This window comes from Photobacterium gaetbulicola, assembly GCF_003025515.1.
GTDB lineage: Bacteria > Pseudomonadota > Gammaproteobacteria > Enterobacterales > Vibrionaceae > Photobacterium > Photobacterium gaetbulicola.
Window position 1 is genome coordinate 1 of record NZ_PYME01000003.1, and the last position, 13516, is coordinate 13516.

Consider the following 13516-nt stretch of genomic DNA (forward strand, 5'->3'; position numbering starts at 1 on the left):
TTTTGCCGTTTGCTTCCTTCAGATCCCACCTCACGGTGGACACCCTTGCATAGGCTAACGGTTCTCGCTCGACTGAGCCCGTAGAGGACTTTCACCTCCTAGAACAACGCCATGCTCGGCGCACCAAAAAAGCCTCGTCATTTCTGACGAGGCTTCACTGTAGTGGCGGAACGGCCGGGCTGGCGCTCCAGCGGGACTCATCAGTTCGCAGAACTGACGCTAAATTCAACACATACAAAAAAGCCCTCGTCTTTCGTCGGGGACGCCTAGTTAAGGGCTTCAGTGTAGTGGCGGAGCGGATGGACTCGATGGTCCGGCACCCCGGCCCGCAGACAAAAGTGCGTAGCACTTTCGGGAGCGGTAAATACAAAAAAGCCCTCGTCTTTCGACAAGGGCTTCAGTGTAGTGGCGGAGCGGACGGGACTCGAACCCGCGACCCCCGGCGTGACAGGCCGGTATTCTAACCAACTGAACTACCGCTCCAATTCTTTGCCAAGCTCGGTAACTAACCCAACTTGTAGAATGTGGCGGAGAGATAGGGATTTGAACCCTAGATACGCTATTAACGTATGCCGGTTTTCAAGACCGGTGCTTTCAACCACTCAGCCATCTCTCCGTAAGTGCGGCGTATAATATAAAGCTTATTGGTTTGTGTAAACCCCCAAACCGCCCGTTTGGTCACACATTATACAAACAGCCTCAAACTTTACGAAAACCGACAAAAAACCCTCAAAAATAAAGAATCACTCTGATTTTAGCGAGATTCCTGTCCCCCAAAAAGCTTGTTTAGGGAGACGATTTTGTTTCACTAACTGTCGTAGAGACTCAGGAAATAAGTTCCAGTACTCAATGTCTTTGCAAGGCACCCAGAAAAACTCGAGATATGCTTCATTGGAAGCTATAGGATTTCTATGCGATAAACCCGTTTCAACTTCAAACAGCAAGTTGATTTCAGCCTGTGGTTGACCATTGAGAAACCACTCATTTTCAGCAGCCCCGATAAATGCGCCGACGTTGGCATTTATCGATGCTTCCTCAAACAGTTCACGCGCCAATGCCACCGGTGCCGATTCGCCAAACTCTATATGCCCTCCGGGCAAGAAAGTCATGTTATCGCCAATCGCCCTGACTAAAAGGATATGACCGCCATCACGGATCAAGCCTCGCGCTACATAATGAAAAGCCACTCTATTTTCCTGTTTATCATTTCTGTTCCCATGTTACCCCAGCAGACTAACAGTCAGAAGCCCTTACTGTGTTCGCGGCAGGGTTATCAACACTCAGTAACCGTTATTTGCTTCAGAGAGGCTATAGTTATTGCTAACCTCTTTTCAACTCAACAAACATAAGATTGATAACAATGAAAATTTTCAGCAATTTCGAAAGTGGTAACATCCATATCGTCAGTGCCGATTTGCCAGACAACATCCAGCTGACTATCCCTGCCGATAACCAGTCAGACATCGCACAATGGTTCCATTTCCGCCTGGAAAGCAAGCCGCAGCAACAACACCAGTTCTCAATATTAAACTTGGCCAAATCCGCTTACCCAGAAGGTTGGCAGGACTATGACGTTGTCGCCTCATACGATCGAGAAGAGTGGTTCCGTATTCCTGCAGAGTTTGACGGCGATACCCTAAGCTTCAAGGTGATCCCAGAATACGGTTCGATGTATTTTGCCTACTTCGCCCCATACAGCTACGACCGCCATCAAGATTTACTGCATCAAGCGCAAAGCCAATTCAGCTGCAAGCTGGAAACCCTGGGAGCTACCCTGGATGGCAACGACATGAGCTTGCTGACCATTGGTGAGCCATCAGACAAGAAAAAAAACATCTGGATCATCGGCCGCCAGCACCCAGGCGAAACCATGGCCGAGTGGTTCATTGAAGGCCTGTTACAGCGCCTGCTTGATGATACCGACACCGTCGCCAAGGCTCTGCTCGACAAAGCGGTGTTCCATATCGTGCCCAACATGAACCCGGATGGCAGCATCCGAGGCCACCTGCGCACCAATGCCATTGGGGTCAACCTAAACCGTGAGTGGCAAACGCCATCCATGGAAAAAAGCCCGGAAGTCTTTCTAGTTCGTGAGTGTATGCTATCTACGGGTGTCGACATGTTCCTCGATATCCATGGCGACGAGGCCATCCCTTATAACTTCGTCGCAGGCAGCGAAGGGATCCCATCCTACAATGAGCACCACGCAGCCTTAGAAAATGCCTTCAAGGCAGCCCTATTGACCATTACGCCCGAATTTCAGGTTGCCCACGGTTACGACAAAGACGAACCGGGCAAAGCCAACCTGACAATTGGCTCCAACTGGGTTGCCGAGCAGTTCAAGTGCCTGTCTTACACTATCGAAATGCCATTTAAAGATCACATCAGCCATCCCGATGAGTTTTATGGCTGGTCGCCTGAGCGCAGTGTTGCTTTTGGCCAGGATGTGCTGGCTGCGGTGTGGGCTGTGATCGATCAAATCTAAAGGGCCTGTAAGAGACAAAGTGTCGAGTCGTCATCGCTCACCGATAGCAACCGTGAACACACTCGCTGTTACCATCAGATTAAGGCAAGCGGTCAATTTGGTGAACTCCGCCAATCAGAGGATCCAGATCAACAAGATTTCGTTTTGCAGCGTCACCTGCAGTTTTGTTAACACAGTCGTCACACTCCTACGGTTAAATTCCAACCATCTTATCAGGGAGTAAAAAGATATGTTTTTTCAGACACATAAATCATGCACTGCACTATTGGTAGGCGCCGCTCTTATCACAGGATGTAACTCCAGCGGCGACAGCGACGCGAAAGAGGGCACGGTTCCCCCAGTTAAAAATGTCATTCTGATGATCACCGACGGAGCCAGTGATGGAGCGTGGGATATTTCGACTTATTGGACCCATGGCGAGAAGCTAAACGATGTCGCGCCTTATGTTGATATCGATACGCGCTTGGCAATGACCACCTTCCCGCTCAATACCAGTAGCAATCCGACAGATTGTGCGGAGCAGGAAACGGCAGAAGCCGGCTATGAGGCAGACAAAGTCTGGGACGATACCATTGTTGATGAAGTTGCAGGTAACTACACCCGGCCTTTTGCGGGTTACAGCTACATCAACAAAAACGCGACGGATTCCGCAGCCGCTTGCACGGCGCTGGCAACAGGCCGAAAAACCTATAACAGCGCGATCAGTGTTGATTATTGTGGCCAACCACTTGAAACCATCGCTCAAGTAGCACGTCGTAGCGGCCGCTCATCAGGTATCGTAACATCCGTCCAATTCAACCATGCCACACCCGCAGTCTTTGGTGCCCAACACACCAGTCGCAATGATTACGCCATCTTAGGTAACAAGATGCTAACCGGCGGTATGGCTGACTTGATCATGGGGGCGGGCCACCCTGAATTTGACAAAAACGGCATACCGCACACGACTCATAATCACAGATACCTCAGCGAAAACGACTGGCGGATGCTCAAAGAAGGAGCGATGTTTGCCGAAGGCGCTTCCCTGCCTTGGACACTAATCGAAAGCAAAGAGGCATTTGAGCGCCTGGCGAACAACACGGCCGATGCCAACACAATGGAGGGACCGCTGTTTGGATTGGTCCAAAACGACTCGACCCTGCAACAAAACCGCTCAAACTGTACCACCGAACAAAAACAAACAGCGTACGGCTGCCCATTTCTGACCAATCAACCTAGCCTGAAAACAATGACTCAAGGAGCTCTTAATTATCTCAACCAAAATGAAAATGGCTTCTTCTTAATGGTTGAAGGAGGAGCTGTAGACTGGGCAGCACACGCCAATGACACCGCACGGATCATCGAAGAGCAAGTTGATTTCAATAACTCGGTACAGGCCGTCGCTGACTGGGTCGAAAAAGAAAGTAGCTGGGAAGAGACCCTACTTATCGTAACGACCGACCACGGCAACTCTTATGTACTGGGGGGTAGCTCAGACCAAAATGCCTATGCCCCGGTAGAAAACCCGGGCAAGCACGTAATGCCGACCGTGAAATACTACAGCGGCGACCACACCAATGAGCTGGTTCGTGTCTACCTCAAAGGTGCCGGCACTGAGTTGATCAATAAATATGTAAACGGCAACGACCCGCAATATGCCGATAAGTACAACAACACTGGCGCTAATGGTGATTATATTGATAACACTAACGTGTTTGATCTAATGAAAGAGCTCATTAGCCAGTAATCGTAAAAAACAAGGCCCACTGGTTGCAATGTCAGTGGGCCTGAACAATTATGCTTCTTGCTCAACCATCGCCTCAAGGCGGGTTCGCATCAGCTCGTTGAACACCTTACGGGCTTCCTGCGCTTCTTCCGAGGCCACCAGCTTGTTCTCTTTTGCTGTCATGGCATCATCCATCAACTGCTGGAGCTGATCCAAGCGCTCTTGCGGTGCATCACTAAAGTCCATCCCGGACTCACCGTTGGCCACCGCTTCAGCGCGAATTTTCTTCTTCAGCTTCCACACTTTATACAGTGCTTCTCGCTCAGCTTCTGCCGCCGCCATGGCGATTTCTTTGAGCTCCTCGAATTTCGACAGTGCCATCCCCTCTTTCGACCATGGGTCGACATCTGGCAGCTCCTCAATGTTGATCACCGGATCCTCGTAGCCTTCCTGGTGGGTCAAATCGAGCGTTGCCGCCTTCACTGCCGACATCATCAACATCACGGCAATAACAAGTAATGGCAAACCGCCTACGATAGCTGCCGTTTGCAATGTCGACAGACCGCCCATAAACAACAATACAGATGGCATGAATGACAGGGCAAACGCCCAGAACAAGCGGTTCCAGCGCATCGGATCTTCAGTCACGTTGTTCTGTACAACGGATGCCAAGATATAAGAGATCGAGTCAAACGTTGTGGCTGTGAATATCAAACAAAGCAGGGTAAAGGCTGCAATGACCAAGGTGCTAAACGGCAACTGCTCAAGAATAGAGAAGATTGCTTTGGTCGCACCTTCTGAATTCAGAATGCCAACCACATCCAGCGCCCCGGAAAGCTGAAGCGACAGGCCATAGTTACCCAAGATCATGAAAAACAGGAAACAGCCCATTGAACCGAAGAAAATCGACCCGGTGACCATTTGCTTAATCGTACGGCCACGGGAGATCCTCGCCACAAACAAGCCCATGCTCGGGGCAAACACTAGCCACCATGCCCAGTAGAAAATTGTCCAATCCTGTGGGAAATGGGTATTTTCAAATGTACCATAGCCACCGAATGGCTCCGCCCATGTCGCCATGACAAAGAAATTCGACAACATACGGCCCAATGAATCCAAGCCAGTTTCCAGCATGAAAATCGTCGGCCCGGCCACTAAAATGAAGGCCAACAGCCCCAAAGCACCCCAGAAGTTGATATTACTCAGTAACTTAATGCCCTTCTCCATACCGGCATAGGCTGAGTAAGCAAAGATCGCGGTACAGAGCATCAATACGATAATTTGAGTAACGGTATCTTTCGGTACGCCAAACAGGTAGTTGGCCCCTTCGGTGATCAACGGGGCAGCTAGGCCCAGTGTCGTGGCGCCGCCACCGAGCAAGCCAAAGATAAACAGCACATCGATAACTTTACCCAGCCAGCCATAGCTGCGGGCTTCGCCGATCACCGGCATCAAGGCTGCCGATACCTTCAGCACAGGCTGCTTGCGGACATAGAAGAAATAGGCAATCGGCAGCGCTGGCACCAAATAGATAGACCATGCAATCGGCCCCCAGTGGAACAAGCCATAGGTTGCCGCCCAGCGAACCGCCTCTTCACTGCCAGGTTCTAACTGGAACGGGGGGGCCTGATAGTAATACGCCCACTCTATCGTCCCCCAGTAAAGAATACTGGCGCCGATCCCGCCACAGAACAGCATGGCCGCCCACGATGCCGTCGTGAACTCCGGCTGCTCATCGGGGTCCCCGAGCTTGATTTGTCCGATATCGGAAAAAACGATATAGATCATAAAGAAAAATGCACCGACACCAAGTGCCAGATACAGAAAACCGAGCTTATCGGTCATAAAAGTTTTGGCAATTGCAATCCATTCCGCCCCTTGCGCCGGAAACAGCAGCAAAGGTACCACAACCGAGATCAACATCCCCAACGCCCCGAAGAACGTTGGTTTATCAATCAACTCAAAGTGTTTGCGAGAAAACACGTTAGCTCCTTAAAGTTAAAACCCAGCAATGGGTAAATTGGATAATCCGAGGAAAGGGCCAACGCTTCAAACCAAGATTCTAATGGTAGAGATGAAAAAAGCTGATTATTAGCTGACATAATTATTCAGCCGTATATAATGTTAGACTTATTGCCCAAATCCAGTAGGATTAACGGTGATAAACCCTAAATCAGTAGAGGCGCGCTGCCTAAGAGTAACCGAGCAGAGGGTGATACCTGTGAAGCCGGAGAAAGGAGTCAGCGCCGAAGTGACTGCAGCTATCAACTCAGTCGCTGGGTCTGTGTCGAATAGGCACAGAACTGCCATAGTATTTACCTATGGAGCGCTACCTGAAGGGGTAACGAGTCTTCTTTTTCTGCGTCTTAGTTACACTTCCTTTTGGTAGATCTCCACCTGAAACTTATAGGTGTGATGAGATCATGAACCTTGTCGATTTCTCGGACTCGCTAATGTCCGTTGTCCCTGCCATGCTGGCTGTTATCCTTGCGGTCACCACCAGGCGGGTTTTGCTCTCCCTCGGAGCGGGTATCTTTGCCGGTGCAATGATGCTAAATCAATATTCTCCGCTGGAGTCAATGCAGTACCTGGTTGGAAAAGTGCTGGCCATTGTGTGGGTCGACGGCGCGATGAACAGCGATAACGTCAATATGATCATCTTCATGCTGCTGCTTGGCGCACTGATCAGTCTGATGAGTGTTTCCGGTGCAACGCAGGCCTTTGCCGACTGGGCAGCGGTGCGTTGTAAGGATCGCCGCAGTGCCAAATCTCTCACCGGCCTGATGGTCTTCATCTTCTTTATCGACGACTTCTTCCACAGCCTGTCAGTAGGTGCTATCTGCCGTCCGGTTACCGACCGCTTCAATATCTCACGCGCGAAATTGGCCTACCTGCTGGACTCCACTGCAGCTCCGGTTTGTGTACTGATGCCTATCTCATCATGGGGCGCCTACATCATCGCCCTCGTTGGCGGCATCATGGTGGCGCATGGCGTGACCGATCAGAGCCCAATATCGGCATTTGTTGAGATGATGCCGATGAATCTCTACGCCGTGTTCACGCTGGTGATGGTGCTGTGTGTGATCGCATTCCAGCTCGATATCGGCCCAATGCGCAAGCATGAGAAGTGGGCGCTTGAAGGCAAGCTATGGGATGAATCGAAAGGCAAACCAGCGGGTCTGGACGTTGAAGCGCCGGAGTCGGCCAAGGGCGGTATGATCGATATGGTATTGCCTATCCTGACCCTGACGATGGCTACCGTCTTTTTCATGGTACAGTCAGGTGCCGATGTACTGGCTGCCAATGGCGAAGCCTTCAGCGTGATTGGCTCGTTTGAGAACACCGATGTCGGCTCATCGCTAGTATACGGTGCGATCTGCAGCTTGGTGGTGTCTATCGCTCTTGCCCTGCGTCTGAAGCTAGATGCAGGCAGCTGGATGAAAGCAGCCCCGCAAGGCATTTCAGCCATGATGCCTGCGATTATCATCCTGTTCTTTGCTTGGACGATTGGTGCGGTTGTACGCGATATGCAAACCGGCATCTACCTAGCTTCAATGTCTAACGGCAACCTGCCGGTTGAGCTACTGCCTGCCGTTGTCTTCCTGCTATCTTGTGCCATGGCCTTTGCGACCGGCACCAGTTGGGGCACGTTCGGCATCATGCTACCGCTAGCCGGTGACATTGCGGCTGCCAGCGACATCGCACTACTGCTTCCAATGCTATCGGCGGTACTGGCCGGTGCGGTATTTGGCGATCACAGCTCACCAATTTCCAGCACCAGTATTCTGTCGGCAACCGGTGCCGGCTGCCACCATATGGACCATGTTATGACCCAGCTACCATACGCCTGTTCGGTTGCTTTCGGTGCCCTACTGGGTTACCTCGCCATTGGCTACACCCACTCGGCATGGGCGGGTGTGGCAGTGAGCGGCCTGTGGTTCTTGGCATTCTGCGCCTTTGCCGTACGCAAGAGCAAACCTATTATGGCTGCCGAACCTATAACGAGCTAAAGCACACCGACAGTCCCACCTCAGAGCAAGGCCATGGCCTTGCTCTTTTTTTATATGATATTGCTGAATGACTAAGCTTGTTCGCCAAAAGAGAGTCGTAACAACATCCCCCCTGCCACATCGGTGCCCGATCCACAGGTCAAAAAAGAGCCATCACGCTCTGCCATGAAGGAAAAGTTATGCACAATGTCAAATTTATTGGGCATACAATTTCCCCCTCTATAACAAATCATTACAATAAGCCACCGCGCACTATACGCATGATTTAATATCAAGCAATCTGCGACTTAAAAATTTATTTTTATACAATCACTTACGAGCATGCAATTGCTCGATCTTTCTTTGACGACTTTCCACAGTAAAGCTTAATCGGAACAACACCATGAGAATCGGAATATTATATGGGGGTGAGTCTAGCGAACGCGAAGTCTCATTAAAGTCTGGCAATTGCATTGCCGATGCCGTTGAGTCATTGGGCCATGAGGCTATCAAGATCGATCCTCGACACATAGACATCACCTTGCAGGGCTTCTTCAACCTCGACAAGGTTTTCATTGCCCTTCACGGCGGGATGGGAGAAAGCGGACATATCCAAGCGTTACTGGATCTACTCAAGATTCCCTATACCGGCAGTGGCCTATTGGCTTCGTCTATCTCCCTCAACAAACTAAAGACCAAAGAAGTTTGGCGCTCTAATGGCCTCCCGACGGCAGACTGGATCAAGGTCAGCAAACACACGCCAACCGATACCATCAAAACGACACTGGCCGACCTTGCCTACCCGGTAGTTGTCAAACCACTGAACCAAGGCTGCAGTATCGGCGTGTCTAAAGCTTCCTCTCCGGAAGAACTGTTCAATGCCCTGGTTGATGCCTTTGAATACGACGATGACATCCTCGTCGAACAGTTCATCACCGGCCGTGAATACACCTGCGCCATCCTTGATGGCAAGCCCCTGCCGGTTGTGCAAATCAAATCAGATAGTTTCTTTGACTGGAATGCCAAATTCGGTGATCAAAGTGCAACCTACCACTGCCCATCAGACTTAACGGCAGAACAAGAAAAAGCCATGCAGGAAGCTGCGCTTACAGCCTACAAAACCCTAGGCTGTCGAGGGTGGGGACGAGTTGATACATTCCTCGATAACGAAGGAAAGATCTGGCTAATCGAAATGAATACGGTGCCGGGAATGACCACCCGCAGTGTCTTCCCGATGGCAGCCAAAGAAGCCGGCATGAGCTTCGAAGACACCATCGCTGCGTTGCTCGAAAGTGCAACCTTTGATGTTGTGAAATAATATACAAAAAAGCCGGTAAGAGCAGAGTGGGCCTTACCGGCAAACTGTCAGAGTTTTCCCCTCAGACAACAGAACACATCTAACCTAAACGGCGTTAAACCCGTTCAGTTTTAAGCTAGATCTTCGCCATTGCTCGCAATGACTTTCTTATACCAGTAGAAGGATTTCTTGGGGGTCCGATCCAAACTACCGTTGCCTTCGTTATCGCGATCAACATAGATAAAGCCATAACGCTTGCTCATTTCACCCGTCGACGCCGCCACTAGGTCAATACAGCCCCATGGCGTATAACCCATCAAAGGTACACCGTCGGCAATTGCATCCTTCATCGCTTCAACATGAGAGCGCAGGTAATCGATACGGTAATCATCATTGATCTCACCGCTCTCATCGATGGTGTCTTTGGCGCCCAAACCATTTTCAACCAAGAACAATGGCTTTTGGTAACGGTCATACAGCGAATTCATAGTGATACGTAGGCCTAGCGGGTCAATAACCCATCCCCAGTCACTGGCTTCCAAATGCGGGTTTTTAATCGACTTCACCACATTCGCCGCACTGGTGTTGCCCTCATTCATATCAGCAGACGCACAGCGAGAGGCGTAGTAGCTAAATGAGATGAAGTCGACGGTATTTTTCAAAATCTCGAAGTCTTCTTCGTGGATATCCAGCTTCACGCCTTTCTCATCAAACACCTTTTGGGCGTATGACGGGTAGTAGCCGCGTGACTGGACATCAATGAAGAACAGGTTTTCGCGATCTTTTTGCATGGCCGTGAAGACATCTTCTGGCTTGCATGAATACGGATAGAACTGACCACCAGCGAGCATACAACCGACCTGGTTTTCCGGGTTGATCTCATGGGCAATTTTGGTTACCAATGCGCTGGCAACCAATTCATGGTGAGCCGCTTGGTATTTAACCTGGTCATGGTTCTCGCTTTCCTGGAAAGCGATACCGGCACCAGAGAATGGGCTAGCCAACAAGATATTGATTTCGTTGAACGTCAGCCAGTATTTCACTAGGCCATCAAATGCCTCGAAACAGGTACGGGCATAGCGCTCAAAAAACGTGATCATCTTGCGGTTGCGCCAAGAGCCATACTCGTTGACAAGGTGCATAGGTACATCGAAATGGCAAAGGGTTACCAGTGGCTCGATGCCGTATTTCTTGCACTCCTCGAATACCGAGCGGTAGAAATCGATACCCGCTTGGTTCGGGATTTCTTCATCACCATTTGGAAAAATACGTGCCCAGGCAATCGACATGCGGAACACTTTGAAACCCATCTCGGCCAGCATCGCAATGTCTTCTTTGTAACGGTGGTAGAAATCAATGGCCTGATGACTCGGGTAGAATTCGTCCGCGTCCAATTCCACTTTATCAACTTGGCCCAGCTTAACCGGCATCCGGTTTTCACCGTAAGGGATCATATCGACGGTGGTTAGCCCCTTGCCGCCTTCACGGTAAGCACCTTCAGATTGGTTTGCCGCAATCGCGCCGCCCCATAGAAACCCTTCCGGGAATTTAATATCAGACATGGTTTGCCTCTTGTTATTTCGCTAATTACCGCACGTTACCGCGAATTGTTACAAAGCCACCTCATTTAGAGGTGGCTCGTTTTACTCGTTATGAAAGACTAGGCTGTTGCAGGTTTTACTGGCACTGGTGCTTCACCTTCTTCAGCATTTTCTTGCGCTGACTCTTTTGCTGCCGTCGGGTTTGCTTCATCTTCGTCGTTAGGGATATCTTCAAAGCCTAGGACAAGCGTCAGTACGAAAGACAGAACCACTGATAGCGCCATCAGACCCAGTACCCATACCAAGCTCATCGGGTCGTTAACGTCGATAAACTGGACACTGGTGAACAGGCTAGGTGCTGCCATTGAGTGACTTGCAATTCCCGCCATACCCGCAAGGCCACCAACGATAAAGCCAGTGATAAGCGTCGCGATAAGAGGGCGTTTCAGGCGAACCAATACACCGTATAGTGCCGGCTCAGAGATACCAGCCATCAGTGCAGAGGCACCCGCTGCCATCGAAGTTTGCTTAAGTGCGATGTTCTTGGTTTTCCATGCAACAGCCAGACACGCACCACCCATACCGATGTTCGCGCCGATTTCCGATGGCATTACCATGCCTTCTGTACCTGTTTCAGCAATGGTCTGGATGATTGTTGGTGTAAATACCCGGTGCATACCGGTAAGTACCAATAGCGGCCATAGTGCCCCCATGATAGCAACAGCCAGTGGACCCAATGCACCGTGGATTGTGTATACCAACGTCGAAATTGCAGTACCGATCCAGATACCCATAGGACCAACAAGCAGGATACCGATTGGCGCAGCAATCAATACAATCAGCATTGGTTTCAGGAAGTTCTTCGTCACAGGTGGCGTGATGCTGTCTACCCAACGCTCAATGTACGACTGGATCCAGGTCATAATAAGGACTGGAATAACCGTGTAGGTATAACGAACAGACGTCACAGGAATACCGAACAGCTCAACTGCACGACCATCTGCCGCCTGAGCCATCAAGTCAATAAAGTTAGGGTGAACCAACACACCGGCAATACCAATTGCCAGCGACATATTGGTTTTGAATTTGATCGATGCAGATGCCGCAACCATGATAGGCAGGAAGAAGAAGGCGCCGTCACCAATCGTATTTAGCAAAATGATTGTCGAGTCATCGGCTTCGTAGATGTTGAACATCAGTAGCAACATGGCAGCCAGTTTTACCATCGAGCCACCGATAATCGCAGGGATCAATGGTGACATAGTGCCAACTAGCGCATCCAGCATTTTGGCACCGATTACTTTCGGCGTCAGCTTAACCTTAGGTGCCGGTGTATCTTCAGAAGGCGCGCCATCGAAGTTGCACAGCTTCATCACTTCTTTGTAGGCAGCAGCCACATTGTTACCAATGATCACCTGACACTTGTCACCATTGTGCACGACACCTATTACACCCTTCACGCCTTTTAGGGCTGCGGCATCAATCTTTGCTTCGTCTTTCAATACGAAACGTAGACGGGTCATACAATGGGTAAGGGCAACAACGTTATTGGCCCCCCCCAATTTTTCAACGACCGAGCGGGCTACCGCGCTGAATTCTTTCGACATCTTCTCAACTCCTGCGTGTACGGAGAATAGTTGGCTAGCGTAATTTGCGGCCTATTCCCCAATAAAATGCGTTAAATGTCACCCGATAAAATGTAAATTCTGGTGACCATCAATTTGTTATTTTGCTTACTGGTTGATTTCACTCACCAGTTGACCAATGGCTTGCCAATCGCCTTGGTCAATTAAGTTGTTCGGAACCATCCAGGTGCCGCCACAAGCAATCACTTTCTCCAGAGCTAGGTAGTCCGCCACATTGGCAGGGCTAACACCGCCCGTCGGCATAAACTCAACCGGATAAACCGCCGATAGCGCTTTTAGCATGCCAATGCCACCTGAAGGCTCCGCTGGGAAAAACTTCAGTGTTTTCAGGCCAAGCGACATCGCCTGTTCCACCAGACTCGGGTTGTTGACACCCGGAATGACTGCCACATTCTTCTGTTGGCAGTACGCCACCGTAGTCGGGTTCAACCCCGGGCTCACAATAAAGTCCGCCCCTGCATCAATCGCCTGATCGACCTGCTCGGTCGTCAACACGGTACCGGCCCCAATCAGCATTTCTGGGTAAGCTTCACGCATCAGGCGAATCGACTCAGCAGCGGCCTCGGTGCGGAAGGTAATTTCGGCACACGGCAAACCGTTCTCTACCAAGACCTTGGCCAGTGGTTTTGCCTGGTCGGCATCTTTGATAGCAATGACTGGCACGACCTTCATCGCACTTAGCTTGCTTTCAATCGTCTGTTCCATTTCTCTCCCCTTTCCATGGCACAGCCGTTCTCTAATAGCGGAACAAATTTGTTGCTGTGCTGAACATGGTGTTTTGATGAATTCTTGATTCAGTGGTTCACAACCACCCAAGTTACGGGTAACATGTTACCAATAACATTGGTAAAAT

10 protein-coding genes, 2 tRNA genes and 1 riboswitch are annotated in these 13516 nt (G+C 50.2%); of the genes, 4 read left to right on the top strand and 8 right to left on the bottom strand.

Annotated features, from left to right (window positions below):
- Positions 1-406 precede the first annotated feature (406 nt).
- From C9J03_RS03000 to C9J03_RS03010, 3 genes are all read right to left on the bottom strand, one after another.
- Positions 407-483, bottom strand: a tRNA-Asp gene (locus tag C9J03_RS03000).
- A gap of 42 nt (positions 484-525) precedes the next feature.
- Positions 526-616, bottom strand: a tRNA-Ser gene (locus C9J03_RS03005).
- A 127-nt stretch (positions 617-743) separates the two neighbouring features.
- Entirely contained in the window at positions 744-1187 is a 444-nt protein-coding gene (locus tag C9J03_RS03010) for an NUDIX domain-containing protein (RefSeq protein ID WP_044621638.1), read from the bottom strand.
- Positions 1188-1360: 173 nt separating this feature from the next.
- Here C9J03_RS03010 and C9J03_RS03015 point away from each other — a divergent pair, with 173 nt between their 5' ends.
- A complete protein-coding gene (locus tag C9J03_RS03015; protein ID WP_044621639.1) occupies positions 1361-2485 on the top strand; it encodes a M14 family metallopeptidase in 1125 nt (374 codons plus the stop codon).
- A 229-nt stretch (positions 2486-2714) separates the two neighbouring features.
- A complete protein-coding gene (locus C9J03_RS03020; RefSeq protein WP_082060521.1) occupies positions 2715-4211 on the top strand; it encodes an alkaline phosphatase in 1497 nt (498 codons plus the stop codon).
- A gap of 48 nt (positions 4212-4259) precedes the next feature.
- Here the strand turns inward: C9J03_RS03020 and C9J03_RS03025 are convergent, their stop codons facing one another.
- Positions 4260-6173, bottom strand: coding sequence for a BCCT family transporter (locus C9J03_RS03025; RefSeq protein ID WP_082060522.1), 1914 nt, complete (start codon positions 6171-6173; stop codon positions 4260-4262).
- Between the two features lie 186 nt (positions 6174-6359).
- Positions 6360-6530, top strand: a riboswitch (Lysine riboswitch).
- 83 nt (positions 6531-6613) lie between these two features.
- On the opposite strand from C9J03_RS03025, the gene C9J03_RS03030 reads away from it, so the two are divergent.
- Positions 6614-8200: a Na+/H+ antiporter NhaC family protein gene (locus tag C9J03_RS03030; protein ID WP_044621640.1), complete on the top strand. Its 1587-nt coding sequence runs from the start codon at positions 6614-6616 to the stop codon at positions 8198-8200.
- A gap of 71 nt (positions 8201-8271) precedes the next feature.
- Here C9J03_RS03030 and C9J03_RS27080 read toward each other — a convergent pair whose 3' ends face one another.
- Positions 8272-8406 carry a hypothetical protein gene (locus tag C9J03_RS27080; protein WP_276329423.1) on the bottom strand — a complete coding sequence of 45 codons (135 nt, stop codon included), beginning with the start codon at positions 8404-8406 and terminating at the stop codon, positions 8272-8274.
- 176 nt (positions 8407-8582) lie between these two features.
- On the opposite strand from C9J03_RS27080, the gene C9J03_RS03035 reads away from it, so the two are divergent.
- On the top strand, positions 8583-9497 hold the full coding sequence (locus tag C9J03_RS03035; RefSeq protein ID WP_044621641.1) for a D-alanine--D-alanine ligase: 915 nt from the start codon (positions 8583-8585) through the stop codon (positions 9495-9497).
- A gap of 110 nt (positions 9498-9607) precedes the next feature.
- Here C9J03_RS03035 and C9J03_RS03040 read toward each other — a convergent pair whose 3' ends face one another.
- The 3 genes from C9J03_RS03040 to C9J03_RS03050 all read right to left on the bottom strand — a co-directional run bounded on the left by C9J03_RS03040 (position 9608) and on the right by C9J03_RS03050 (position 13368).
- On the bottom strand, positions 9608-11038 hold the full coding sequence (locus C9J03_RS03040) for a 6-phospho-beta-glucosidase (protein WP_044621642.1): 1431 nt from the start codon (positions 11036-11038) through the stop codon (positions 9608-9610).
- Positions 11039-11136: 98 nt separating this feature from the next.
- Positions 11137-12624: a PTS cellobiose/arbutin/salicin transporter subunit IIBC gene (gene ascF, locus C9J03_RS03045; RefSeq protein ID WP_044621643.1), complete on the bottom strand. Its 1488-nt coding sequence runs from the start codon at positions 12622-12624 to the stop codon at positions 11137-11139.
- A gap of 126 nt (positions 12625-12750) precedes the next feature.
- Complete coding sequence (locus C9J03_RS03050; RefSeq protein WP_044621644.1) at positions 12751-13368, bottom strand: bifunctional 4-hydroxy-2-oxoglutarate aldolase/2-dehydro-3-deoxy-phosphogluconate aldolase; 618 nt, start codon at positions 13366-13368, stop codon at positions 12751-12753.
- Positions 13369-13516: the final 148 nt, after the last annotated feature.